At 60.4% G+C, this 26662-nt stretch carries 22 protein-coding genes; 19 read left to right on the top strand and 3 right to left on the bottom strand.

What is annotated here, in order from left to right; genetic code table 11:
• The first annotated feature begins 355 nt into the window (after positions 1-355).
• The 7 genes from CJEIK_RS09320 (at position 356) to CJEIK_RS09290 (ending at position 8685) form a co-directional block, all read left to right on the top strand.
• The gene (locus tag CJEIK_RS09320; protein ID WP_248623835.1) at positions 356-2974 is read left to right on the top strand and encodes a prealbumin-like fold domain-containing protein; all 2619 of its coding nucleotides are present in this window, start codon (positions 356-358) and stop codon (positions 2972-2974) included.
• A gap of 247 nt (positions 2975-3221) precedes the next feature.
• Positions 3222-4712: a SpaH/EbpB family LPXTG-anchored major pilin gene (locus CJEIK_RS09315; protein ID WP_005291750.1), complete on the top strand. Its 1491-nt coding sequence runs from the start codon at positions 3222-3224 to the stop codon at positions 4710-4712.
• Positions 4713-4745: 33 nt separating this feature from the next.
• Positions 4746-5666 carry a class C sortase gene (locus CJEIK_RS09310; RefSeq protein ID WP_005291748.1) on the top strand — a complete coding sequence of 307 codons (921 nt, stop codon included), beginning with the start codon at positions 4746-4748 and terminating at the stop codon, positions 5664-5666.
• Between the two features lie 12 nt (positions 5667-5678).
• Positions 5679-6596, top strand: coding sequence for a pilin N-terminal domain-containing protein (locus tag CJEIK_RS09305; RefSeq protein ID WP_005291746.1), 918 nt, complete (start codon positions 5679-5681; stop codon positions 6594-6596).
• 175 nt (positions 6597-6771) lie between these two features.
• Positions 6772-7401, top strand: a complete 630-nt coding sequence (locus CJEIK_RS09300; protein WP_115597259.1) for a hypothetical protein — start codon at positions 6772-6774, stop codon at positions 7399-7401.
• A 74-nt stretch (positions 7402-7475) separates the two neighbouring features.
• Positions 7476-8333: a bifunctional methylenetetrahydrofolate dehydrogenase/methenyltetrahydrofolate cyclohydrolase gene (locus tag CJEIK_RS09295; RefSeq protein ID WP_077536248.1), complete on the top strand. Its 858-nt coding sequence runs from the start codon at positions 7476-7478 to the stop codon at positions 8331-8333.
• A complete protein-coding gene (locus tag CJEIK_RS09290; protein WP_005291740.1) occupies positions 8326-8685 on the top strand; it encodes a DUF3017 domain-containing protein in 360 nt (119 codons plus the stop codon). Before CJEIK_RS09295 ends, CJEIK_RS09290 begins: the two co-directional genes overlap by 8 nt.
• On the opposite strand, the gene metX is transcribed toward CJEIK_RS09290, so the two are convergent.
• The 3 genes from metX to CJEIK_RS09275 all read right to left on the bottom strand — a co-directional run bounded on the left by metX (position 8682) and on the right by CJEIK_RS09275 (position 14261).
• A complete protein-coding gene (gene metX, locus CJEIK_RS09285) occupies positions 8682-9860 on the bottom strand; it encodes a homoserine O-acetyltransferase MetX (RefSeq protein ID WP_005291738.1) in 1179 nt (392 codons plus the stop codon). The two genes, CJEIK_RS09290 and metX, sit on opposite strands and share 4 nt — an antisense overlap.
• A gap of 34 nt (positions 9861-9894) precedes the next feature.
• A complete protein-coding gene (locus tag CJEIK_RS09280) occupies positions 9895-11226 on the bottom strand; it encodes an O-acetylhomoserine/O-acetylserine sulfhydrylase (RefSeq protein ID WP_005291736.1) in 1332 nt (443 codons plus the stop codon).
• 806 nt (positions 11227-12032) lie between these two features.
• Positions 12033-14261, bottom strand: coding sequence for an NADP-dependent isocitrate dehydrogenase (locus CJEIK_RS09275; protein ID WP_005291732.1), 2229 nt, complete (start codon positions 14259-14261; stop codon positions 12033-12035).
• Positions 14262-14507: 246 nt separating this feature from the next.
• Between CJEIK_RS09275 and CJEIK_RS09270 the strand changes: the two genes are divergently transcribed.
• The 12 genes from CJEIK_RS09270 (at position 14508) to CJEIK_RS09215 (ending at position 26627) form a co-directional block, all read left to right on the top strand.
• Positions 14508-15752 carry an MFS transporter gene (locus tag CJEIK_RS09270; protein ID WP_172544875.1) on the top strand — a complete coding sequence of 415 codons (1245 nt, stop codon included), beginning with the start codon at positions 14508-14510 and terminating at the stop codon, positions 15750-15752.
• A gap of 59 nt (positions 15753-15811) precedes the next feature.
• On the top strand, positions 15812-16822 hold the full coding sequence (locus CJEIK_RS09265; RefSeq protein WP_005291728.1) for an exodeoxyribonuclease III: 1011 nt from the start codon (positions 15812-15814) through the stop codon (positions 16820-16822).
• Positions 16816-17673 (top strand): trimeric intracellular cation channel family protein, encoded by an 858-nt coding sequence (locus tag CJEIK_RS09260; RefSeq protein ID WP_005291727.1) that lies wholly within the window; start codon positions 16816-16818, stop codon positions 17671-17673. The genes CJEIK_RS09265 and CJEIK_RS09260 overlap by 7 nt, the downstream gene beginning before the upstream one ends.
• Positions 17674-17684: 11 nt before the next feature.
• Positions 17685-18716: a tryptophan--tRNA ligase gene (gene trpS / locus CJEIK_RS09255; RefSeq protein ID WP_005291724.1), complete on the top strand. Its 1032-nt coding sequence runs from the start codon at positions 17685-17687 to the stop codon at positions 18714-18716.
• A 115-nt stretch (positions 18717-18831) separates the two neighbouring features.
• Positions 18832-19914 (top strand): YhjD/YihY/BrkB family envelope integrity protein, encoded by a 1083-nt coding sequence (locus CJEIK_RS09250; protein ID WP_005291722.1) that lies wholly within the window; start codon positions 18832-18834, stop codon positions 19912-19914.
• A 47-nt stretch (positions 19915-19961) separates the two neighbouring features.
• Entirely contained in the window at positions 19962-21281 is a 1320-nt protein-coding gene (locus CJEIK_RS09245) for an adenosine deaminase (protein WP_005291718.1), read from the top strand.
• A gap of 63 nt (positions 21282-21344) precedes the next feature.
• Positions 21345-22370, top strand: a complete 1026-nt coding sequence (locus CJEIK_RS09240) for a sugar ABC transporter substrate-binding protein (protein ID WP_005291716.1) — start codon at positions 21345-21347, stop codon at positions 22368-22370.
• Positions 22367-23362, top strand: a complete 996-nt coding sequence (locus tag CJEIK_RS09235; protein WP_011274057.1) for an ABC transporter permease — start codon at positions 22367-22369, stop codon at positions 23360-23362. The genes CJEIK_RS09240 and CJEIK_RS09235 overlap by 4 nt, the downstream gene beginning before the upstream one ends.
• On the top strand, positions 23363-24148 hold the full coding sequence (locus tag CJEIK_RS09230; RefSeq protein ID WP_005291712.1) for an ATP-binding cassette domain-containing protein: 786 nt from the start codon (positions 23363-23365) through the stop codon (positions 24146-24148).
• Between the two features lie 50 nt (positions 24149-24198).
• Entirely contained in the window at positions 24199-24999 is an 801-nt protein-coding gene (locus tag CJEIK_RS09225; protein WP_005291709.1) for a J domain-containing protein, read from the top strand.
• Positions 25000-25014: 15 nt separating this feature from the next.
• Positions 25015-25683: a hypothetical protein gene (locus tag CJEIK_RS09220; protein ID WP_005291707.1), complete on the top strand. Its 669-nt coding sequence runs from the start codon at positions 25015-25017 to the stop codon at positions 25681-25683.
• 104 nt (positions 25684-25787) lie between these two features.
• Complete coding sequence (locus tag CJEIK_RS09215) at positions 25788-26627, top strand: hypothetical protein (protein ID WP_005291704.1); 840 nt, start codon at positions 25788-25790, stop codon at positions 26625-26627.
• The last annotated feature ends 35 nt before the right edge of the window (positions 26628-26662 follow it).

The following is a 26662-nucleotide window of genomic DNA, read 5'->3' as shown; positions in this document are numbered from 1 at the left end:
GCAAGTTGCAAGTTCTACAAAGAGCAACGCCAAGAAGTTCCGCATTAACATCAAGAGTGGTACGCGGGGGGTGGATCTGCCGCTGACCCGGGTAGAAATTAGCACTACAAGGTCCTTTAATGTGGATCTAGGCGGGTTTTTTGTCACTAAGAAAGAGACCAGCAACGGGGTTGAATACAACTCGTCTACCACGCCACCGCCCGGAGGCGGTCGGATCGGCACGAACGGTAAGGCTGTGCAAACCACCGGTATTACGGTGCAAAGTCGTAATAGCGCAGGGAAGGTAAATTCCGTCTCTTTTGACCTTGAAGGTACAGGGACGGGATTCAATACTTGGCCAGGAAATACCCTACAGGTGTTGACGAATGCGCCGTCGACACAAGGTAACGATTACTCGGTCAAGGTTTATGGCATGGTCTCGGTGCCGTGTAAGTGTGAGGAGGCGACAACCCGTAAAGGTCCCCGAGAGCTCACCCAAGACGAACTCAATAAGGGCACGGCTGTTTACGTGTCGGCCACGCCGAATGGTGGACAGGCGGGAAACACGAGCACACAGCTCAACCTGCAGATCGAGGGTAGCAGTACTTTTACCCCCATCGGTAAGCCCTCCAACTGGGTGTACAACGCGCTGTCCTACAACACGAAGGATCACTGGATCTACGCCATAAGCCAGGCGAACCACAATTCGAGCCTCCAGGAATGCCACCCCGCGGGCCATCTTCTGCAGATCGATCCGGTCACGGGTGAGGTGTACGACCTCGGGCTGGTCAAGAATGCTCAGGGGGCGACCCTTTTCCACAAGGCGACCAGCGGAAGGCCAAACGACCTGGATCTAATCAACACCGGCACCTTTGACCTACGTGGATCGAACGAAGTGATGTGGGTGGGCAACACCGCAACATCCGGTACCCGACAGCTGTATAAGATTCCCCTGCCAGCGGTAGGTGCGAAGGATCCACGTGGCGAGATTGCCCGTAATCAAAACAACGCGCCTTTCCAAGCTGGAGCTGAGGATCATGTTGTCCTCCCCAGTGCCCCACAGTACCTCTGGGGTCTGGTGAGTCCCGCCCGCATGCAGCAAGACGGGGCGAACCCAAGGACACACGTCATGTTTGAGCGCATCAACATGGATACAGGAGAACGGAAGACGTGGACTATCCCCGCGGATCAGCTTCAAGACCCGTCTGGTAATACAGCGATCCCGGAGAAGGTCTGGGGTAAGGCCTGGTTGTACGGCAACGGCAACCTCGGCTTTGGTACCGGCGGAAGTACTGCCGATCAGGTGGGCATGCAGATTAAGGTTTTCGACCCAACCGGAGAGCATCCGAGCTTTCAGCTGGTCTCTCGGCTGTCGGACCTTCCTGCTTCCTACAACACCGATGCAACGAGTAACCCCGGGGTGCAGATCCCCTCGGATCTTAAGGCAAAGAAAACTACTTTGGAGCCAGGAGACCCCCGACTGGAACAGGTCTATGCTGCCGGCTTGCCCAGGGACAAGAAGTATTGGGCGCTGGGGGTTGAGAACATCGGAAAAGGTGCTTCGTCAGGTTTCACCTTGTACGACATTCTGCCGGCAACCTACGAAGGCCTCGTGGAGTACAACCAGGTTGTTTACGAGGGGTACGACGGTGGGAATGTCCACACTCAACCTGCCACCGAGAATCCCCAAACCGGTGAGATAACAAAAACCTACTTCTTCGGACCCATGCCTGCCGGCGGTAAGGCGACCGTCATCATTGGCGCGACATTGAAGTCCGGTGCGGAATGTCGCCCTAACACGGCGTCTGTGATTAACCATGACAAAGACGAAGACCCGACGAACGATACTGCTTACGATTCCTGCCCAGGTGCATTGAGCAAGACTGCCATCGACACCAACGGTGACGGAAAGGTCGGCTTCGACGACATCACTTCCGATACGGATGGCCAAGGCAATGTTACGTACACTGCCGCCTATGACGTGACGGTTAAGAGCTTTGATGACCTTAACGAATACGTTTACCCGGCGCCCACCGATACCCCGAAGCTGCCCAAGGGGGCGAAGCTCACCGGTGCGGAGGTGTACTTCACTGACGAATACACGTCCAAGGACAAACAACCGGGAGACACACCTTCGTGCGTGGTAGAATCTGACGTGCTGCAAACGGGAAGCTTCCGGCTAGACAACTGTGACCGAGAAGGTTCCGAGGACTCCCCAGAAATGCGGGAAAAGCGCACCATCGATGCAGTTGGACGGCAGGATCCCAAGCATGGCGACGGCACTCATCGGTACCGAGTCAAACTGAAGTTCACCCTTGATAAGGCAGAATACGATAAAGCTCGAACTGAATCGGCCGGAGGCGGAGAAGGTGGCGTCACACCCGGTGACGGTGCGGGCACACCAGCGTGCAGTGCAGAGCGCGGCGGCTTCGCCAATAGCGTGAAGATGGGCGACCTCGAAGACGAGGGTTGCTATCCCGGACCCGATAAGACCCGCTTCTACCTGTGGAAGGTCGATTCGGACTCCGCAGGAAACGTCACGACTATCCCCGCGCGCGACGGCGACAAATACGGGGCGCAGTTCGCGATCTACGACCAAGACCCCACGGGACCGGCGGCGAACAAAATTGCCGACCTCAAGGTCACAGAGGATGGAAAGTACCTCTGGACTGAGCTGGACTACGGAACCTACTACTTGTTGGAGACGAAGTCGCCAGACGGCTATCAGCTCTTGCCTACCCCGGTGAAAATCAGCATCAAACGAGATGCCAACGGCAAGACGATCGTGGAGTCGGACCAGCAGAACGCACTGTTTGCTGCGTCTAAGCCGAGTGACCTGCCACAGGACTATCCAGATGGTGCATGGCTGCAGGTGGCCAATGTGCACCAGGGCGTGATGCCAAAGACCGGTGGCGACGGTGTGATGCTCCCCATTCTCGCGGGGCTTCTCATCGCAGCCACAGGAGCCATGGGCATACGCCGACGACTGAACTAACCCTGACGTGCACAACTTCTAAAGAGGAGAACAATGTTTCAACCCAGTACCCCAGGCCGGTGCCGAGATGGACCCGGGTGGGCACGATGACCTGAAGCCAAGAAACCACATTGCTCACACAAGGATCCGTTACGACGGCGCGCAGTGTTCACCGCAAGTAGCTCGCCACGAGTATTGCCAACCATGTGCCCTCGACCACTCGGATCAACTTCCACTACTCATTCACTTGTAAGAAAGAAGGACTTTCATGTCTAACGCAACTGTCGGCAAGCGCGTAGGCGCGCTGTCCGCTGCATTCGCTATCGCACTGGCTGCCGGCACCGTCGGCGCCGAAGTAGTCTACGAGGCCCCGACCGCACAGGCGCAGGCCGTCAGCACCATCGACAACGACCAGCAACTTTCCCTTACCCTGCACAAGCGCATCGGCGCTGAGGGCGAGCAGGGCGACGGAACCGAGATTACGAACCCTTCTGGTGAACCAGCCAAGGGCGTCAAGTACAAGATTGAGCTGGTTCAGCCACTGAACAACAGCGGCGACTGGGCAAAGGCACGCGAGATTACCAACCCTTCCGAAGCTAAGGCCTGGACAGGCGTCGGTGCGTACTCCAAGGAAGGCGAAACCGGCGAAGATGGCACCCTGAAGTTCGAGGAATTGCCAAAGGGCCTCTACAAGGTCACCGAAACCGAAGTCCCGGCTAATTCGGGTCTGGTGCCCGGCGCACCGTTCCTGGTGTATGTGCCGATGACCAACTCGGAGGGCAAGGGCTGGATCTATGACGTTCACGCGTACCCGAAGAACTCCAAGGTGACAATCACCAAGGAAGTTGAGGACCAGAACGCACAGGCAGGCCAGGACTACAAGTACACGATCACCACGGGTGTTCCGGCTGTTGCTAAGAATTCCACGCTGAGCAAGTACATCGTCAAGGATAAGCTTGATCAGAACCTGGACGCTGCAAACGCTACTGTCAAGGTGAAGTACGGAGCGGCCGCTGACAGCGCTCAAGAACTGGTGGCGGATACCGACTACGAGTTGGTAAAGAACGGCCAGGAGATTAAGGTCGAATTCACCGAAACTGGCCGCAACAAGCTGAAGTCCACCGACCTCGTGTTCACCACCATCACGACCAAGACCAACGGCTTCATCCAGCACGTTCCCAACGACGCAACGCTGATCACCAATAACGGCTCTTCCGACCACGACACAGAGAAGACGTCGGATAAGGTTCACACCTACTGGGGCAAGGTCACCATCAACAAGACCGACGGCAACGATGAGGACAAGAAGCTGAAGGGTGCAGAGTTCCAGTTGGTGCAGTGTGTCGACGAAGGTAACGGGGCCTGGAAGCAGAAGGAGGGCACCGAGCCGCTGAAGGTCCAGGGTAAGGATACGTGGACCACCAACGACCAGGGCACTGTCACCATCGAGGGCGTGCACGTTACCGACTTCGCCAACAACCAGGCCGACTCGGAGACCAACTACTGCTTGCAGGAGACCAAGGCACCTGAAGGCTACGTGACCAACGATGCACTTGAGCACTTCGAGCTGAAGAAGGGCGATGTGAATGATAACGGTGTGCCGGCCAAGGCAATCGAGTACACCGCCAACATCAAGAACTACACCGACGAAAACCACCTGCCGAACACCGGTGGCGCAGGCTTCTGGGCCATCGTTTTGGCTGGTTTGGCAATTATCGGTGGCGGTTTCTACGCAGCTCGCCGAAGCACCCAGAAGTAGGGGCTAGGCAGTTCGAACGGGAAAGCAACGGACATGACAAGCACAATTGGTAAGCATCGAAAGAGCGCACCGCGATCACTCTTTCGTCGCACCTTCCTCCCCATCCTCTTAGTGGTGGTGGGGCTGCTTGTCATGCTTTATCCCGTTTACGCCACTCAGTGGAACAACCACCAGCAACAAAAGATCGCGGAAAAATACGAACAAGACTTGAAGGAAACGGACCCTCAAGCCCTTAGTCGAGCGGTAGAGGAAGCCCGCAGGTACAACACGACGCACAAGGACGGACCAATCCTGGATCCGTGGCTGGCTCGCGTCAGCGAGGATAACCCCGCATACGAAGAGTATCTTTCCCAGCTCTCTGGGCAGAGCGCCATGAGCCAGGTGGTTATCCCGTCCATCGAATCGCGCCTACCCGTTTACCACGGGACCTCCGACGAGATTCTGCAAAAAGGTCTTGGGCACCTCTACGGATCCTCCTTACCTGTAGGCGGAAAGGGAACTCACGCGGTAATTACAGGCCACACAGGCCTGTCCAACGCCACGCTGTGGGATAACCTCGTGGATGTGCGGAAGGGCGATGCGGTTTACGTATCCACCTTCGGCGAGAAGATGAAGTACGAGGTGTACGACACAGAGGTTGTCTTGCCGGACGAGGTTGACAGCCTCAAGACCCGGCCGGAAGAGGACCTACTGACCCTCATCACTTGCACCCCCTACGGCGTGAATACCCACCGGTTCCTGGTGCATGCACACCGCGTTCCAATGGATGAGGACGAAGGCAACGTGTTCGATGATCGCGGCAAGCTGATGCAGTGGTGGATGTGGCTACTGCTCGCCGCCGCAGTGTTGATCATCGCACTGATTACTTGGTGGTTCCTTCGCGAGCGGAAGAAGCAGAAAGCCAGACAATCCGAACAGGTAGTAGTAGGCGAAGAAGAAATGGAAGAGGAATAAGCCGTGAACCTCATGAACACCGCGTCACAGGTACAGTGGGCGCCGGTGCACCGTGCCGGGCTGCGCCGCTCCGTGTTCGGTTTGGGCGCAGTCGTGGCTCTGGTCGGCACTCCGCTCGTTGCCCCCACCCCTGTTGTGCCGCAGGCTAACGCGAAGCAGCACACGATCACAGGCCAGGTCGAAGGCCTGGATGTGAAGTTTATTGATGCTACCCGTCTCGGTACTCTCACGATGGTGAAAAGCGAACCAAATTGGTGGGACGACCGAGGGGGCAAGAAACCCTTTGGGCCTATCGACAACATTCGCTTCACAGCGCAGCGTGTCCAGGGGATTGACCTCACTACCGAGAAGGGGATGAATCAGGCGAAGCGGCTCTCGGTAGCCGATGCTCGTCGGCAGGGGTTCGATAGAACCTTTGAGGCGTACACAGATAGTTCCGGTAAGGCAGTGTTCACCGGCCTCCCGGTCGGCTTGTACTTGGTCACGGAATACGAGGGCGCGGATCCTACTAAGGAATACCGCCAGTCCAGTCCTTTCCTCATCACGATCCCTATCGGAGAAACCGGCAGCTGGAACTACAACGTGACGGTGAATACGAAGCCGAAGCCGGAGGACAATCCAGGAACGCCGCCAGATAAGCCAGGAACGCCGCCGGACAATCCAGGAACGCCTCCGGATAAGCCCGGAACGCCGCCCGATAAGCCAAGCACTCCAGGTACCCCGCCGCCGGAGCACCCGGATACTCCAGCGCCGCCAAATAGCCCAGGCGGTGGTCATGAAGGCGGCGAGTCTTCAAGCATCATCGATCGACTGGCGCAAACTGGAGCGCATCTGTGGTGGGTGGCGCTTATCGGAGCCATGCTCGTTGTTGTGGGTGCATTTACCTTGCTTCGCCGCCGACGTGATCTGGCTGAATCACAGGAGAAATAAAGTAGCTGTGGGAACATTCCCACCGTGCAGATTCTTCTATAAGTATGGAAGAAAAACCTCATCCCGCCCCGCGGCATAGTCCCAACGTGCCGCGGTTTTTCATGCTCTTGGCCATGTTCGCCCTAATGCCCAGAATCCCCAGCCAAAGCGCCCGCCGTCTGACAGGATCTGTAGCATGACGTACCCTCCCTACGGCCCTCCTGCCCCGATGCCCGTCTACGGTTACGCCCCGCCGCAGCAAACTGGTCAAGACTCTCGCTTCATGCCTCTGCTCATCGGCTGGCTTGCTGCCTTCCTTATGCCGATTGTGTATTGCATCCTGCGTTACGTGTTCTATGGCAAAGACTGGGTGGGGATACTTCTAGTCGCCGGCGCAGTCGGCCCGCTCTTCTTCGGGATACAGTGCCTCCTCAATTTCGTGGCGCTCGTGATCCCGAAGTGGTGCAGTGATTCACTTGCCATTTTTTGGAGCGGCATGCTCGTGTGGTGGGGCGGCGCAGCGGCTTTCGCAGTGGTGCCAGGGTGGAATTTCCGCGAGGAAATCAAGGAATACGGAGAAAAAGCTTGGCCCACCGGGGGACCTAATGGCCGGGATGTAATGACCTCGGAAGAGGGGCAGCGCTACATCGAAATCCTCGATACTTGGCTGGATACCGAAACGACCCTGCAGCATACTCTCACCATCCCCACCTTGGTCGCGCTGGCCGGAATCGCAATCGTCGTCATCGGTGTAGTCGTGGCCGCCCAGAAACCCGTCCGTCCCGTGGTAACCCAAGCCCCGTACTGGCCCGGTAGGCCCTACTAGTTTCTTGTACTAGTTGCTCTTTTAGCCATGACGCCACCTCGATCCCAGCGAGCCCGCGTGGAATAATGGGGCTCATGGCAGCTACTAAATTGGATGGAAAACTCTACCGCGATGAGATCTTCGCCGACCTTGAACAGCGCGTCGCCGCGCTGAAGGAAAAGGGCGTGACTCCCGGCCTGGCCACCGTGCTGGTGGGCGACGACCCGGCCAGCCACTCCTATGTGCGCATGAAGCACAAGGATTGCGAGCAGATCGGCGTGAACTCCATCCGCAAGGACCTCCCGGCGGACGTTTCCCAGGAAGAGCTCAACGCAGTCATCGACGAGCTGAACGCCGATGACGCCTGCACCGGCTACATCGTGCAGCTGCCGCTGCCGAAGCACCTGGATGAAAACGCTGTGTTGGAGCGCATCGACCCGGACAAGGATGCCGATGGCTTGCACCCGGTGAACCTGGGCAAGCTGGTGCTCAACGAGCCCGCCCCACTGCCCTGCACTCCCAACGGTGCGATCCACCTGCTCCGTCGCTTCGGCGTGGAGCTAAACGGCGCGAAGGTCGTCGTTATCGGCCGCGGCGTGACAGTCGGCCGCCCGATTGGCCTGATGCTCACCCGTCGCAGCGAGAATGCAACCGTCACCCTGTGCCACACCGGCACCAAGGACCTGGTGGCGGAGACGAAGGCCGCGGACGTGATCGTCGCCGCCGCGGGCGTGCCGCACATGATCACCGCGGACATGGTCAAGCCGGGCGCGGCGATCCTGGACGTGGGAGTCTCCCGCGGCGAGGACGGCAAGCTGAAGGGCGACGTGCACCCGGATGTGTGGGACGTCGCCGGCGCCGTGTCCCCGAACCCCGGGGGAGTGGGCCCGCTAACCCGCGCCTTCCTGGTGCGCAACGTCGTCGAGCGCGCGGAGAAGCTGCTGCGTGGCTAATCGCTCCCGCCCAGCTCGCATCGGCGACGCTCGCCAGCAGCTCCTCGATAACCCCCACGACCGGAACAACCCGCCCTCCCGGCTTTCCCGCTCCGTCCAGTACGCGCTGTTGGGGCTGTTCGGGCTGATGCTATTGGCCGTGCTGGCGCTGTTGTTGGTGGACAGGTGGCGTCGCGCTAGCGTCATGCTGGGCAGCGCGATGGTCTACCTGGCCGTGCTACGTCTACTCCTGGATTCCCGGGTGCTGGGCGTGCTGGCGGTGCGTTCGCGCAAGTTCGATACCGCCTTTACCGCCGCCATCGGCGTGATCATCCTGTGGATCGCCGTGAGCGTCGACCCGCTGACCAGCTAATCCCGCGCAGTACCCTCGGCACCCTCGGCGATAATCTCCGCCTTCGCCAGGAACTTAGCCAACACCTGACCCATCTGGCGCGACTCGATCAGGAACCCATCGTGGCCCGTGGGCGAGGTGACCTTCGACATGCCGATGAAGTCCCCCAAGTTGCGCGACAGGTGCTCCTGCTGGTGCAGCGGGTACAGAATGTCGGTATCCACGCCCACCACCATCGTCGGCACCTGGCACGAGCCCAAAGCGGCGTTCATGCCACCCCGTCCGCGGCCGACGTCGTGCCGGTTTAGCGCGTCGGTTAGGACCACGTAGCTACCCGCGTCGAAGCGCGCAACCAGCTTCTCGGCCTGACGATCCAGGTAACTCTCCACCGCGAAACGCTGATGCGGGTCGCGGTACGGCCCGTAGGGGCTTTCGCCGTTTTGCGGATCCACACCGAAACGCTCATCGACCTCAAGCTCGCCCCGGTACGTCAGGTGCGCGATGCGGCGGGCTTGGCCTAGCCCGTGCGAAGGCACCTCACCCGTGTCGTAGTAGTCGCCACCGTGCCAGGCCGGATCCGCCTCGATGAAGCGGATCTGGCTGGACTGTAAACCAATCTGCCACGCAGACGCACGCGCGCTCACCGCGATCGGCAGCGCCGCGTTGATCATCTCCGGGTGCATGAGCGACCACTCCAGCACCCGCGCCCCGCCCATCGAGGCGCCAATCAATGCATGAATCTTTGTGACGCCCACACGCTCCAACAACTGCCGTTCCGCCGTAACCATGTCACGGATCGACAGGCCCGGGAATCGCGACCCCCACGCCTGGCCATCGGGGTGCGGTGAACTCGGGCCGGTGGACCCCTGGCAGCCGCCCAGCACATTCGCGCAGAGCACCAGGTAGCGGGTGGTGTCGATCGGCTTGTTCGGCCCCACCATGTCCGCCCACCAGTCGGCGGCATTGCCATCGCCGGTGAGGGCATGCTCGATCAGAACAATCGGTCGTTCCTCCGGGGACAGGCCCGGCTCGGGGCCAGCGGAGAACTCGGCATAGTCCGCGGCGCCATCCGGAGAGTCGTAGAACGCGAAGTAGCGGAGTTCGGCGTCAAAAATAGTTACACCCGCCTCCGTGACAACGTCGCCGATAGAGACAGTGCGCGACGCGCCAGAAGCGGGGAGGAACTCGGGGTTCATGGAAATCAGCCTAAAGCCTAGAAACCTAACAACCTTAGATGGCTGCGAAGCCGAGCTTCAGGTCGTTGATGATGTCGGTGATGTCTTCGATGCCCACAGACAGGCGAACCGTCGCATGGGACACACCTGCGCGGGCCAAACCATGAGCGTCGGACTGCGAGTGGGTGGTCGTAGCTGGGTGCACCACCAGGGAGCGCACGTCGCCGACATTCGCCAGGTCAGAGTGCAGCTGTAGAGCGTCGATGAAGGCCCAAGCCTTTTCCTTCGCCTCCTCCGAAGTCGGGTCGTCGACCTTCAGATCGAAGCTCAGAACAGAGCCGGTGTACTCCAAGCCCAGCTCCTCCTTGACCTTGAACCACGGAGAGGTCGGCAGGCCCGCATAGTTCACGGTGGCCACCTGCGGCTGCTCGGCCAGGAACTCCGCCACGGCCTTCGCGTTCTCGTTGTGCTTGGCGATGCGCAGGGTCAGGGTATCCAGCCCCTGGGCCACAACCCATGCATTGAACGCGGAGAGGGTGGCGCCCGTGTCGCGGATAATGCCGGCGCGGAGCTTCATGCCGAAAGCCGCCGGGGCCAGGTCCACGTACTTCAGGCCGTGGTAGGCCGGGTCCGGGTTGACGAAGCCGGGGAAGACCGGCTGGCCATCGCGCTCGACGGACCAGTCGAAGGAGCCGCCGTCGACGATGATGCCGCCCAGGCCCGAGCCGTTGCCCGTGTAGAACTTCGTCAGGGATGCAACCACGACGTCCGCGCCCAGCTCCAGCGGACGAACCAGGGCAGCGGTGGCCAGGGTGTTGTCCACGATCAACGGGACCTGGTTAGCGTGGGCGACCTCCGCGACGGCCGGGATGCTCAGCACGTCTGCCTGCGGGTTTGCGAAAGTCTCGGCGAAGAAGGCCTTGGTGTTCGGGCGGACGGCAGCCCGCCAGGATTCCGGGTCGTCGGGGTTTTCTACGAAAGTGGTTTCGATGCCCAGCTTCGGCAGCGTGTGCTGCAGCAGGGTCTCGGTACCGCCGTAGAGGCGCGGGGAGGCGACGATGTGGTCGCCTGCGCCGGCGAGGTTGAGGATCGCGGCGGTCTCAGCAGCCATGCCGGAGGCGAAAGCGACTGCGTGGACGCCGCCTTCCAGGGAGTTCAGGCGGTTCTCCAGTGCCTCGACGGTGGGGTTGGTCAGGCGGGAGTAGATGGGGCCCAGGTCTTCCAGGTGGAAGCGCTGCTTGGCGTGCTCTGCGTCGTTGAAGACGTAGCTGGTAGTGAAGTGGATCGGCAGGTTGCGCGCGCCGGTATCGCCGACGGGCTGGCCCGCATGGATCTGGCGGGTGGCGAAGCCCCACTGCTCTGCGTTCTCGTTGTTGTACTTCGGCATTGGTGCGGTCCTTTAGGCTGCTAGTTGGTTTGTTTAGCTTTGTTGATTTACGACGATAGACCCACGCGCACTAAAAGTAAACCGCTCTGTCTACTTTTTTCTTATTGACGCCACAAAGTCCCAGTTGGGGACGTGTTTTCTATTTTGGAAGTTACCATACCGCTTGGTCTAGAAATGCAGAAGTTTCTGTGGTGCTTGTTGCCTTTGGAGCCTTGCGTCTTTGCTTAGCCTGCCGCCTGCAGCCTCGCTGGTAGTGGGGCGCCTCTACTGGGGTGTGGTGCCCTTATGGGGAGCGCCTTTTCTTGGGTGAAGTGTCGGAAAAGTTGCAAAACGTTATTGGTGGCAATGTTCATTAGCGTAAATGTGCTGGTCACGAGGCTGCGCGACCGAGCCCCGTTTTTCCTCCCGGAGTGTATTGCAACTTTTCCGACATTTAAGGTGGTTTGTGCTGCCGGTGGTACCCCCGCTGCCCATTTTCTGCAAGATTTCCGACACTTAAGGTCTCCCTGACGCGCGAAATGTCGCTAGAGTGGGAATCTGTTATCGACAACCGTTTGCAAGTGTGTAAAAATGCTGGTCAGGGGGTTGGCTCCGAGGGTCTGGATTTTTCAGGAGCGACGCATTCCCGTTCTAACGACATTCGGGACTCCCGAGGGTTGGCTGAGTGGGGTAAGGCGGGCGCAGGCACAGGAAAACCCCAGCGCCAGCAGTAAAGTGCCAGCGCTGGGGTTGATATAGGCAGGTATCCGGCTGGTTAGGCCAGCTTAGCGAGTCTGGCTGGACTAGGGATCCAGCCAGCCCAACGACTACTTGTTGGTGTTCAGACCGTCGATGATCTCGTTGAAAGTAGAGGACGGACGCATCACAGCGATCGTCTTCTCATCGTTCGGCCAGTAGTAACCGCCCAGATCCACCTCGTGGCCCTGAATATCCAGCAGCTCCTGGGAGATCTTTTCCTCGTTGGCCTCGAGGGCGTCAGCAACAGGCTTAAAGATCTCCGCCAGCTCTGCATCGCGAGTCTGGTCGGCCAGCTCGCGAGCCCAGAACTTCGCCAGGTAGAAGTGAGAACCGCGGTTGTCGATTTCGCCGACCTTGCGGGACGGGGACTTAGACTCGTTCAGCACGGACTCGGTGGCGGCATCCAGTGCGTCACCCAAGATCGGGGTGCGCGGGTTGTCGTCGGTCTCCTGCAGCTTGCGCAGGGACTCCGCCAGGGCCAGGAACTCACCTAGGGAATCCCAACGCAGGTGGTTCTCCTCCACCAGCTGCGCCACGTGCTTCGGTGCGGAACCGCCCGCACCAGTCTCGAACAAGCCACCGCCGGCGATTAGCGGCACGACGGACAGCATCTTCGCGGACGTGCCCAGCTCCATGATCGGGAACAGGTCCGTCAGGTAATCGCGCAGCACGTTACCGGTGACGGAAATCGTATCCTCGCCAGCACGGATGCGGTCGATGGACAGCTGCATGGCCTCTTCCGGAGGCAAAATGCGGATATCCAGACCCTCAGTGTCGTGATCCTTCAGGTAGGTCTCCACCTGCTTCTGCACGTTCCTGTCGTGTGCGCGCTCCGGATCCAGCCAGAACACAGCCGGGGCGCCGGTAGCGGCGGCGCGCTTCACGGCCAGCTTTACCCAGTCCTGCAGCGGGATGTCCTTGGCCTGGCAAGCACGCCAGATGTCACCTGCAGCTACCTCGTGCTCCATCAGCACATCGCCAGCGCTATTCAGCACCTGTACTCGACCCTCGGACTCGATGCGGAAGGTCTTGTCGTGGGAGCCGTACTCCTCCGCCTTCTGCGCCATAAGACCCACATTCGGCACAGTGCCCATGGTGGTCGGGTCGAACGCGCCATTCTTACGGCAGTCATCGATAACCACCTGGTAGATGCCCGCGTAGGAGGAATCCGGCAGAACCGCCAGCGTATCCTCGGTCTCGTCGTTCTTGTTCCACATCTGGCCGGAGGTACGGATCATCGCCGGCATGGATGCGTCCACAATCACGTCGGAAGGGACGTGCAGATTGGTGATGCCCTTATCGGAGTTCACCATCGCCAGATCCGGGCCGTCGGCCAGAGCCTTGTCGAAGGCTTCGCGGATCTCGGCCGCGTTTTCTACCTTGTCTGCGTCCAGCGCGTCCAGGATGGCGCCCAGGCCGTTTTCGCCATTCAGGCCTGCCGACAGCAGCTGGTCACCGTACTGCTCGAACACGTCGTGGAAGTATGCGCGCACCGCGTGGCCGAACATAATCGGGTCGGAGACCTTCATCATCGTGGCCTTCAGGTGCACGGAGAACAGCACGCCCTCCGCCTTAGCGCGAGCCACCTGAGCCCGGAAGAAGGTGCTGAGAGCCTCGGCGCGCATCACGGTGGCGTCAATAATCTCCTTGTCCAGCACCGGCAGCTCTTCCTTCAGCACCTGTGTCTCACCGTTCGGCTTGACCAGCTGGATGCGCAGTGTGTCATCGCCATCCATGATGACCGACTGCTCGTTGTGGCGGAAGTCATCGGCCTCCATCGTGGCGACGTTCGTCTTGGAATCCGGCGACCACTTGCCCATGGAGTGCGGGTACTTGCGGGCGAAGTTCTTCACGGCCTTCGGGGCGCGGCGGTCGGAGTTTCCTTCGCGCAGCACCGGGTTAACTGCGGAGCCCTTCACGGAGTCGTAGCGAGCCTGCGCGTCGCGTTCCTCGTCGGTCTTCGGCTCGGACGGATAGTCCGGCAGGTCGTAGCCCGCCTTCTGCAGCTCCGCGATGGCTGCCTGCAGCTGCGGGATAGACGCAGAGATGTTCGGCAGCTTAATGATGTTCGCATCCGGGGTCTTGGCCAGCTCGCCGAGCTCAGCCAGGGCATCGTCAACCTTCTGCTCCTCGGGCAGCACGTCGGAGAACGCAGCCAGGATGCGGGCGGCCAGCGAAATATCGCGGGTCTCCACATCCACTCCAGAGGTCGAAGCAAAAGCCTCCACAATCGGCTTCAAAGAATACGTCGCCAAGAGTGGGGCTTCGTCGGTGCGGGTGTAGATGATCTTTGCCATGTGGCGTTCGTCTCCCAGCCTCTAGTTAGTCAGTTGGTCTTTTAGTGGTTTACGATCCAAGAATACGGCAAATGACAAACCTGTGAATGGTACGGGGTTATTGCCCACCGCGCGGCCTGTTCGGTTTTAAAGATTAAAATTTTTTTTGACGCCTACCCGCTGCGCCTTTGCGACCTAGCCGCCGCACTTTCCGTCGCCCTGTTAACCAGCCCATTTACCAGTCCCACTTACTTATGAAAGCGAGCGATGCCCGTGAGCGAAACGAAACTTACAAAGTTGCCCTCCCGCCGTCCAGTTCCGCGTCAGACTGAGATCTCCACTCGCCATCGTTACATCGCCATGGTGGCGATGGCCCTGGGTGGATTCGGCATCGGCACCACGGAGTTTGTGGCGATGGGTCTGCTGAACCTTATCGCGGAGGACTTCTCCATCTCGGAGGACCAAGCCGGCCACGTGATTTCCGCTTACGCGCTGGGTGTAGTCATCGGCGCTCCGCTGATTACCACCCTCACAGGTTCCATCCCGCGCCGCCGCTTGGCCTTGCTGTTGATGGGGGCTTTCGTGATCGGCAACGGTCTGAGTGTCTTCGCACACTCCTATGGGATCCTGATGCTTTCCCGTTTCATAGCGGGCTTCCCGCACGGCGCGTACTTCTCCGTCACTGCGCTGATTGCCGCGTCAATGGCTCCGAACGGCAAGCGCGGTAAAGCCGTGGCATTGACGGGCATGGGGCTTTCCATCGCCACGGTCATCGGCGTGCCAATTGCGCAGTGGCTGGGTTCCACTTTCGGCTGGAACGCGGCCTTTGCGATGGTCGCGGCCATCGGTGTGATCACCTTTGTCGCTCTGTGGTTCACCGTGCCGCACATGACGTTGATGCCGCGCACGAAGCCTCTGACAGAGCTTGGCGCATTGGTGAACTCGCAGGTGCTCATGACCCTCGCCATCGGCACCGTCGGTTTCGGCGGTATGTTCGCGGTCTACACCTATATCTCTTGGACACTGACGGAGAACGCTGGCTTCAACGGCAGCCTCATCTGGATTCCGCTGATGGTCTACGGCATTGGCATGGTCATCGGCACCTATATCGGTGGTGTGCTGGCCGACCGGAACCTGGAGTACGCGATCCTCGGCACCTTGCTGTCCCTGATCGTCGTCCTCTCCGCCTTTTACTTCCTGTCCCACAACGCGGTGGCAGGCATCATCAACTTCGGCGTGATCGGCTTGTTGGGATCCACCCTGGTGCCGAACCTGCAGACCCGTTTGATGGATGTTGCGGGCGACGCACAGACCCTCGCCGCGGCACTGAATCACTCAGCGCTGAACATGGCTAACGCAGCGGGAGCGGCGGTTGGCGGTGCCGTTATCGCCGCTGGTTATGGTTATTCCACCCCGGCGCTCGCCGGTGCGGCTATGGCCGCCTGTGGCGCGCTGCTGTGGATTCCTGCCTACTATTTGCGACGCCGTCAGCTCGCGGCTGCCCGGGCCTAGGTTCTAAAGCTCTAAGGGAAAGCGAGGGTTAGTAGTCCGGGTTAGTAGGGTAGGGACTCATGAAGTCACTGACTATTGCAACGGTCAACGTCAATGGAATTCGGGCGGCAGCGAAGGTGCGCCACGAGGACAACCAGGGGATCCTGCCGTGGCTTAAAGCCACGCCTGCGGACGTGGTGCTGATGCAGGAGGTGCGCGCGGATGAAAAGCAGACGCGCGCTGCCCTAGAACCTGTGCTGGACCAGTGGCACCTGGCTCAGGCACCAGCCGCGGCCAAGGGGCGGGCCGGGGTGGCTATCCTGTCGCGTTTGCCTCTGCGGGACGTGCAGATTGGCTTCGGTGACGGCCCAGGAAGCGAGGAGTTTTCCGACTCCGGCCGCTACATCGAAGCCACGGTGGATGCCGGGGACCTTCCAGTACGCGTGGCCTCCCTGTACCTGCCCAGTGGCTCAGCGGGGACGGAGAAGCAGGACGAGAAGTACCGCTTCTTGGATTCCTTCGGTGAATACCTGCAAAGCCGGGCAGATCGGGCCGAGCAGGGCGGACTTCCCGAGCTGGTGGTCGGCGGCGATTGGAACATTTGTCACCGCCGCGAGGACCTGAAGAATTGGAAGACCAACCGCAAGAAGTCCGGCTTCCTGCCGGACGAGCGGGCCTTCATGGATTCCCTGTTGGGCACTTTCCCGGATGAGGCCACCCAGGTGGCAGACGCCGAGGACGCCGGACGCAACGGCAACCCCGCGGGCGTGGCCGGCGACTTCTTCGGCGCCGTCGACTACAAGCCAGGCGACCTCGCCGCAGCCCGCCTGGCTGCCGGCGCGGCGGAGGAGCCGCACTACTTCGACGTGATGCGCCGAGTGCTTCCCGACCAGGCCGGGCCTTACTCCTGGTGGACCTATCGCGGCCAGGCCTTCGATACCGACGCGGGCTGGCGCATCGACCTGCAGGTGGCCACTCGCGGCATGCTAGACCGCGCGCTGACTGCAAACAATGTGTGGGTGGATAAAGCCGCGGCTTACGACCAACGCTGGTCCGACCACTCGCCGGTGTTGGTGGAGTACGCATGCTGACCGTCCTCTACGTCCTGGGGCTTACCGCCGAATCAATGACGGCGGCTTTGGCTGCAGGGCGTCAGCGGATGGACATGTTCGGCGTCATGCTCATTGCCTCGGTAACCGCCTTCGGCGGCGGCACCGTGCGTGACCTGCTGTTCGGCCACTACCCGCTGCGCTGGGTGGACGAGCCGATCTTCCTGGCCATTGTGCTCGGCGCCGCGATGGTGACCGTGCTAGCCAGCTTCTTAATGGACTACTTCCGTACCGTCTTCCTGGTGCTTGACGCTGTTGGCCTTTCCACCTTCGCGCTACTGGGTGCTCAGGTCGCGCTGGAGCTGGGCTACAACCCCCTGATCGTCATCGTTTCCTCCGTGGTGACCGGCGTGTTCGGTGGTGTACTGCGCGACGTTTTGTGCGACCGGGTACCACTGGTGTTCAGTGAGGAGCTATATGCCTCCATCGCCATTCTTGTGGCGGTGATGTACATGGGCATGCTGCACTTCAACCTGGACGAGACCATCGGCAGCCAGCTAGTCATTGTCATTTGCCTGATCTTCGCCTTCGGCCTGCGCCTGCTGGCGATCTTCTACCGCATTTCCCTGCCTGTCTTCGAATATCAGGAGCGCGAATACGTCCGCGACCCAGCTGGGCGGCTGACCATGTGGGCTCTCAATAAGGCCGGGGTGCAGCGCCGCGAGATGCGCCGGCGCAGTGTTGGCGCCCCAAGGGCACCTAAGGACAAGTCCGGGCAGAAGAAACGCAAGCGGAAAAACCGGTTCGAACTGGTCGATCGGGGAGAGTACGAATACGGGGACGAGCGGGCGTCCCAAAACCCGCCCGAAGAACCCCGGAACAGCGACGAGTAAGGTTACATAATATGAACCAACCTGCGAAGAAACAGCGCGTCGTCTCCGGCCTGCAGCCGACCAGTGATTCCTACCACCTGGGCAACTACTTGGGAGCTGTCAAGCAGTTTATCCAGCTGCAGGAAGACTACGAGACCTTCTATTTTATTCCCGACCAGCACGCCATCACCGTGCCCGGCTACAGCCCCAAGGATCTGCGCAAGCGCACCCTCGCGGGCGTGGCGCAGCTGCTGGCCCTGGGCATCGACCCGGAGCGCTCCACCCTGTACGTGCAGTCCCACGTGCCGGAGCATGCACAGCTGGCATGGGTACTGATGTGCATCACCGGAGACGGTGAGGCACGCCGCATGACGCAGTTTAAGGACAAGTCCGCCAAGCAGGGCGGCGACAACACCACGTCTGGGCTGTACGCCTACCCGATGCTCATGGCTGCGGACATTCTGCTGTACCGCCCGCATCTGGTGCCGGTCGGAGAAGACCAGCGCCAGCACTTGGAGCTCACCCGCAATCTGGCGGAACGCTTCAACTCCCGCTACAAGAAGACCTTCGTGGTGCCTGAGGGATTCATCCCAGAAGGCGCGGCCAAGATCTACGACCTGCAGAACCCGACGGCCAAGATGTCGAAGTCCACGGACAACCCCAAGGGCCTGATTAACCTGCTGGACGACCCGAAGGTCTCCGCTAAGCGTATCCGCTCGGCAGTGACCGATAATGACGGCGAGATTCGCTACGACAAGGAAAACAAGCCGGGCGTATCGAACCTGCTGGTCATCCAGTCCGCACTGGGGGATAAGAGCATCGACGAACTGGTGGAGGGCTACCAGAAGGCCGGCTCTGGCTACGGTGACCTGAAGAAGGATACAGCCGAGGTGCTGGAGGCGTTTTGTAGCCCGTTGCGTCAGCGCTACGACGAGTACATGGCCGACCCCGCCGAGTTGAACCGCATCCTCGCAAATGGTGCGGATCGCGCCCGCGAGATCGCGGCGAAGACCATCGAACAGGTTTACGAGCGCGTGGGCTTCCTGGCGGAAGTCAAGCAGTAGCGAAGCAATAACGCGGAACAAGTAACGCGAAACAGTAAAGCACGGCAAGCCCCGCCGTGCTTTACTAATGTGAAGAACTTTCAAGACGAGATGACCGGAAGGAAGGGCCGTCCCTTTGGCGACCACCGATCCTGACAAGAGCAAGCTGGATAACTACGGCGTGGAGCGATCCCGCAAGGACGATCCGGGTCCGCTGGATAAGTACCGCGACAAGTGGCCGTGGCTGGACCATGTGCTGCGGATGCAGGATCGGTACACCGAGCAAGGTGGCAACCAATATGCCGCCGGCATCACTTATTTCTCGGTGATGACGATCTTCCCGCTGATGATGTTGACCTTGGCCGTGCTGGCCATGATCCTGGCAGGCAACGAGAGGTTGCTGAACGACGTCATGGACAAGGTTGCCAACATGGGCGACGGCAACATGGGCGAGGTGCTGCAGACCATCATCGAGCAGTCCATTGAACAGCGGAAGTCCGTTTTCTCCATCGGTCTGCTGCTGGCCCTGTGGACCGGGCTGGGCTGGATAGCCCACCTGCGCCTGGGCGTTTCTGAAATGTGGAAGGTCGACGGCAAGCCTGCCGGCTTCGTATCCGGCAAGGTCAAGGACCTGATCGGCCTGATCGGCCTGCTGGTCTCCCTGATCGCCGCCTTTGCTATCACCACCATCGGTAACTCCGGACTGACAACCCAGCTGCTGGATGCAGTCGGGCTGGCCGACGTACCGGGCATTCGCTACATCACCTTCGCGGTGGCTCTGCTGGTGGCGCTAATCGCCAACTTCTGCGTGTTCTTCTGGATGATCCTCTACCTGCCGCGCACCAAGGTGCCCCGTAGGTCCGCAGTGAAGGCCGCCATCATCGGCGCGGTCCTGTTCGAGGTCTTCAAGCAGTTCGCTACCGTGTTCTTCTCCAATGCGCTGTCCAATCCCGCCGGTGCCGCCTTCGGCCCGGTGATCGGTGTGATGGTGCTGATGTACTTCATCTGGCGCATCCTGCTGTACTGCTCCGCGTGGGCTGCGACTACGCCGGAATCCCTGGCTAACCTGCGCCCGGATGCACCCCCGGCTGCTGTCATTCGCGTTCGCCAGGAGGTGCGTGCGGGTAGCACCGACGCCAACCGTGCCGGTCTGCTTGGTATTGGTGCAGCCGCGGGTGTGGTCGTTGGCGGGTTGGTCACCAGAATCTTCAAGCGCTAGCGGCTAGCTGCAAGCGTGGGGCGCGGTTGCAGCTAGGATCTTTAGACATGATTGACTCTGACATCATCGCGTCCCTTCCCAAAGTAGAGCTCCACGATCACCTCGACGGCGGCGTCCGCCCGGCCACCCTAGTCGAGCTCGCCGAGGAAATCGGCTACGAGCTGCCCACCACCGACCCGGCAGAGTTGGAAAAGTGGTTCTACGAGGCGGCTAACTCCGGCGACCTGCCGACCTACCTCACCACTTTTGATCACACCACCGCAGTCATGCAGACCGCCGAGGGGCTGGTGCGCATCACCCGCGAGGCAGTTGAGGACCTGGCCGCTGATAACGTCTGCTACGCCGAGCTGCGTTATGCACCGGAGCAGCACCAGGCCGATGGCCTCTCCCTTCAGCAGGTCGTCGAGGCCACCGTGCAAGGTGTGAAGGAGGGCGAGCGCCTGGTTGCCGAGCGCGGCGGGCGCATCCACGTGCGCCTGATCCTGTGCGCTATGCGCCACGCGGATCGTTCCGAAGAGATCGCCCAGCTCACGGTGGACAACTACGGCGAGCACACCCCCGGCGAGGGCTACGTGGTGGGCTTCGACATCGCCGGCGCCGAGGATGGCTTCCCGCCATCGAAGCACGCCGCGGCGTTCGACCTGCTGCGCAAGAACCTCATTCCTTTCACCATTCACGCCGGTGAGGCCGCCGGTGTGGACTCTCTTCGTGACGCCCTAGCGCAGGGTGCCCGACGTATCGGCCACGGAGTGCGAGTGTACGAGGACTTTAATGCCACCATGAGCGGCATCGAGCTGGGCCAGGTCGCCCGCTTCATGCGCGACCAGCGCATTGCGCTGGAGATTTGCCCGACCTCCAACACTCAGACGGGAATCTGCGACGACGTGGCGGACCACCCGTTTGGCTTGCTGTACGAGATGGGCTTCTTCTGCACCGTGAACACGGATAATCGCCTGGTTTCCGGCACCACGATGACCCGCGAGTTCGAGCTGCTGGCTGAGCACTGCGACTTGGAACTGTGGCAGTTGCTGGAGCTTACTAGCAACGCCCTGCAGGTGGCGTACTGCGACGAGGGGTTGCGCGAGGACCTCGAGCGTAACGTGATCTACCCGGCCTACGCCGAGGTCGGCAACAATCTTCCGGACGAGGCCTTGGACGCAAGCGACGCAGAGGGAGCCGAGTTTTCCAGCGGCATGCAACGCCTGCACGGCCACGGTCAGCCGCACGGCGCAGGTGCTGCAGCAGGGGCGGGCCAGCAAGATATTGAGCTATCCATGGAGAACCTCAAGGCGGAGCTGGAGGAGCTGGGCCTCAGCCTCGATGATGAGGAAAGCAATGGCGAAGCGGACGGCCAAACCTCCAGCTAAGCGCATCTGAATGCTTTAAGTTAGCTCGCTTGAGGTTGGGTTTTGCCTCTGTGAACTGGCAAAATGCTCTGCATGGCGAATTCTTGGGGAATCAAATTCAACCTCCGCCGCGCAGTGGCGCTGCTGGTAGTTATCTGCACCGGTGCGGCTCTTGCCGCGTGCTCGGCGACAGGCGGGCGCCCGCGTGGCGGCGCGTCCGGCGGCGGTGGCGGGGGAGTGGATACCCCGCGCTACACCGTGGCGATGGTGAGCCACGGCGCGCCGGGCGATACCTTCTGGGATCTCGTCCGCGCAGGCGCGGAGGATGCTGCCAAGAAGAACAACCTGGAGCTCCGCTACAGTTCCTCCCCACAGGCTCCTGACCAGGCGAACCTGGTGCAGAATGCCATCGACTCCAACGTCGACGGTCTGGCCTTGACCATGCCTACCCCGGAGGCCCTGGGTCCGGTGGCGAAGCGCGCAGCGAAGGCAGGCATTCCCGTGGTCGGCCTGAACTCCGGCATGGAGCACTACAAGAAGTACGACGTCAGCGCCTTCTTCGGCCAGGACGAGTCCGTTGCTGGTGAACGCGCCGGTGAGCGCCTGGCCAAGGATGGCGCCAAGAAGGTGCTGTGCGTCATCCATGAGCAGGGCAACCCCAGCCAGGAGTCCCGCTGCGCAGGCATTAAGAAGGGCCTCGGCGGCGGTTCCGTGGAGAACCTCTACGTCAATGGCATGGATCTGACCAGCGTGCAGTCCACCGTGCAGGCCAAACTGGCGCAGCAGAAGGACATCGACTGGGTCATGGGCCTGGTTGCCCCCGTCGCCCTGACGGCTGTGCAGGCCAAGGAACAGGCCGGCTCTGAGGCGAAGATCTCCACCTTCGACACCAACGCGGAGCTCGTCGCTGCCATCAAGAAGGGCACCATCGAATGGGCTGTGGACCAGCAGCCCTATCTGCAGGGCTACATGGCTATCGATGCGCTCTGGTTGGCCAAGCGCAACGGCTCCACCGTGGGTGGCGGCCAGCCGGTCCTCACCGGCCCGTCGTTCGTTGACAAATCCAACGTGGACACCATCGCGGACGCGGCCAAGGAAGGGCTGCGATGAAAGCGATGAGTATCCTTAAGCGTCCCGAGTTCACCTCGGTGCTCGGCGCGGTCCTGATCTTCACACTGTTCATGATCGTCGCCCCGTCGTTCCGCTCCCTCGATGCGTTCTCTACGGTGCTGTACGCCAGCTCCACTATGGGCATCATCTCCCTGGCTGTTGGCCTGCTGATGATCGGCGATGAGTTCGACCTATCCTCCGGCGTGGCCGTCACCACCGCAGCCCTGGCCGCCACGATGCTGAACTACAATTTCTGGCTGAACTCCTGGGTGGGCGTTTTCCTCTCTCTGCTGGTCGCCCTAGCTATCGGCGCCTTCAACGGGATGATGGTGATGCGCACGGGTATCCCGTCGTTCCTCATCACCCTGGCCGCGTTCCTCATGCTGCAGGGCATCAACCTGGCCGTGACGAAGCTAGTCACCGGGCAGGTCGCCACCCCGTCGATCGCTGATATGGAGGGCTTCGAATCCGCCAAGGCTGTCTTCGCCTCCTCGATCAACATCTTCGGTGTAGAGGTTAAAACCATCGTCTTCTGGTGGCTCCTTTTCGTGGCCCTAGCTAGCGTGTTGCTTTTCAAGACGCGCTTCGGCAACTGGATCTTTGCCGTCGGCGGCGATGCCGAGGCTGCTCGCGCCACCGGCGTGCCCGTTCGTCGGGTGAAGGTAATCCTGTTCATGTTCGTTGGCTTCGCCGCATGGTTCGTGGGCATGCACAACCTATTCGCCTTCGATTCCATCCAGGCAGGCCAGGGTGTGGGCAACGAGTTCCTCTACATCATCGCAGCGGTCATCGGCGGCTGCGCCCTCACGGGTGGGCGCGGCACCGCCATCGGCACGGCCATCGGCGCGCTGATCTTTGGTATGACGAACCAAGGCATCGTCTACGCGGGATGGAATCCGGATTGGTTCAAGTTCTTCTTGGGGGCCATGCTGCTGTTTGCGGTGCTCACCAACAACTCTGTCTCCAAGTTCACTTCGGGAGGTCGCAGCTAAATGTCTTCTTCTATTGACGCCACCCCGATTATCAGCCTCCGCAATGTGGACAAGGACTATGGCGACGTCCACGTGTTGAAGGACATTGACCTGGATGTTTATCCCGGCAAGGTGACTTGCATCCTAGGAGACAACGGTGCGGGCAAGTCCACCCTCATCAAGATTCTCGCTGGCCGTCACCAACACACCAGTGGCGAGGTGCTGGTCGACGGCGAGGAGGTCCATTTCAACGGTCCGAAGGACGCTCTGGATAAGGGCATTGCCACCGTGTACCAGGATCTGGCTGTGGTCGGGCAGATGTCCGTGTGGCGGAACTTCTTTTTGGGCCAGGAGCTCACCGGACGTTTCGGCATGCTGCGCGCTGACGAGATGCGCCACATCGCGGCCGAAGAGCTGGAGAAGATGGGAGTGCACTTGGATGACGTCGAGGTGCCCATCGCTAACCTTTCCGGAGGCCAAAGACAGGTCGTGGCCATCGCTCGTGCTGTGTACTTCGGCGCGCGAGTGATCATTCTGGACGAGCCAACCGCAGCGCTGGGCGTCAAACAATCGGGCATGGTGCTGCGCTTCATCAAGTCCGCCGCCGAAAGCGGGGTCGGCGTGGTGCTGATTACCCACAACCCCCACCACGCGTACCTGGTGGGCAGCCACTTTGTGCTGCTGAACATGGGGGAGCAGACTCTGGACGCGGATTATTCCGAGGTCACTCTGGAGCAGCTGACGCTGGAGATGGCCGGCGGGGGCGAATTGGATTCTCTCAACCATGAACTGCGGGATTTAAGTTAAGGTAAATGCCTGTATAACGACGTTTTAAGGAATGGGAGCGGGTCAAAGCCGTGGCGCATTACAACCTGTACGAGTCGCTTGGGATCGATCGGGGCACTAGCACTCAGGACATCGCTGAGGATATTGATAAGCGTCTGAGCACGGGGAATACCTCCAACCCTGGCGGGGAGGACGAGCTGCAGGTGGCTCGTCAAATAATCGCGGATCCGACGAAGCGGGGCATGTACGATGCCCGACTGGACGATCCGAACGCTCCCGAGATCGACATTGCCGCGTTGCGCGATCTGGGTGAGCTACAGGTGCCGGCGCAGGGGCAGCAGTTCCAGCAGTTCCAGCAACCCCAGCAGCCTAAGCAACCTTCCAAACTGCAGCGTGAGTTCGCCCGCTCCTCGAAGCTGGCGCTCACCCTAGCTGCTGTTGTCCCCCTCCTCGCAGTGCTGGTGCTGTTTGGGGGCTATAAGGGTGTGAGCTGGTTCTTCGGCGATGAGCGAGAGGTGAAGAACCTCTCCCAGGAGTTCCTGGATCTGCGCAAGAAGGGCGAGACCCAGATGTGGCTGGACGATAACGTCGGCAAGGATGCCATGACCGATGCCGAGGATTACTTCGACCTGGACGACGGCAATTACGAGGGCATGAACAAGGAGTTTGATGCCCTCGCTCTCGAGCCGGGAGAAGTCACCAAGAGCAACGATTTCGCTCGGTTTGTTCTGGCCGAGGATCAGGTTGACCGATACAAGGACTTCTACTGGGTCTCCATTGAGGACAACAACGGCAAGCTGAAGGGCATGTTGTTCTTCGGAATCGCCAACAGTGGTCCGAAGCTACTCTACGTGGAAAAGCTGGACCGCTAAGGGTTGGAAGAACACATGAGCAACAACAACTGGAATAGCTGGAACTCCAACTATCCTGCGCAACAGGCGCCGCAGCCGCAGCAGAATAGGACCTCTCCGTGGGTTTATTCCATCGTCGCAATCGCTGTGGTGGCGCTGCTGGTCGCCGGCGTGCTGACCGCCACGGCAGTTATGGGGAAAGACGGCAGCGGCGGCGACGGTGAGGAATCGCCGGTCGCTGCGGAGACGACGGCGTCCAAGCACCAAAAGGCCAAGACAAAGACGAATACCAGCGAAGCGGAGCCAACTTCGGAAGCCCCGGAAGAAGAGCCAACCCCGGAGCGACCGCAAAGCCGCGACGCTGCTGGCTCAGAATATAGGCTGAGCAGCTACGGCTGGGAGGGCAGCCCCGCGCACTGCAACGCCGACGACCAGTGGCTGTACGCCGCCTATGGCGACGGCGATTACGTCGTGGTGTGCAAGGTCGGGGAGTACGGCGATTACTACTACCGAAGCTATGTTGGCGGGCACTCGATTGAGAAGGACGTGGACATGTCCTACGCAGATCCGAGCAGCGGAAGTTACCGGGTGCCAGTTGGTGGCGGTACGAATATTGAAATCAACCAGAAAGACCTAAAGGTCTACGAACACGGCGAGGTAGCCAGCACCGTGAAGTTCGACCAATTCTTCGTAGTTGACCGATAATGCCATTCCGGTCGCCGAATCAGTAACAAGCTGTAATAATTAGGCGAATCCTATACAGGAATTATTCGTAGAAAAATTCGCTGAAAAGATGGAGAGTATTCGTTATGAGTAATCCGAACCCCTACGGCCAACCGGGACCGAACCCCGGTGGCCAGAATCCGTATTCGCAGCAGCCGAATCAACCGCAGCCGCAGAGCCAGTTCGGCCAGCCGGGGCAGCCGGGGCAGCCCGGTCCGGCTGTGAAGCAGGGGCTGCAGTCGCTCGCGTGGAACCAGCTGGCCGCGGGTGTGGCGGGCATCGGAGCGCTGCTGGTCTTGCTCTTCAGCTTCTTCAAGTGGGTCGGCGTCACGACTAAAATTAGTGGAGATGAGTACACCGCTGGCGTGAACGGCTGGGGCATGCTCTCGGTGAGTGACAATGCCGACAAGAAGGATTTCGCCGAGGATTTCGGTAACACCGGCCTGGGCGTGCTCTTCATGCTCTTGACCTTGGGCTTGCTGATCGCCGCGGCGGTTATGTTGTGGCTGAAGATCCAGCCGCGCGTGGCGGTCTACCTCGGCATCGCCGGTGGTGCGGTGCATCTGATCTGGGCCATCTGGACAATCGTTGATTTCAACGGCCCCTACAAGGAAGCAAAGGACGAGCTGGACGCCGTTCAGTCCACCAACAGTGATTACGGGTTTGCCTCTGATATTTCCCTAGACGGTGGTCCGAAGTTCGCGGTCTTCCTGGCCATCATCGTTGCCTTGGCAATCATTGTGCTCGGCGTGCTGGCGATCGTGAAGTTCGGCCCGCAACTGAACGTTCCGGGGAACAACCAGCCGAACCAGTTCGGCCAGCCGGGTAACCCGCAGGGCCAGTTCGGCCAGCCGAACCAGCCGAACCAACAGCCGCAGTTTGGCCAGCCAGGTAACCAGAACCCGTTTAACCAGCCGGGGCAGTAAGAACCTTTCTACATCGCAAGAGAGCTCGTCATGGT

This window comes from Corynebacterium jeikeium, assembly GCF_028609885.1.
Lineage (GTDB): Bacteria > Actinomycetota > Actinomycetes > Mycobacteriales > Mycobacteriaceae > Corynebacterium > Corynebacterium jeikeium.
This window is presented reverse-complemented; position numbering and strand designations above follow the sequence as displayed.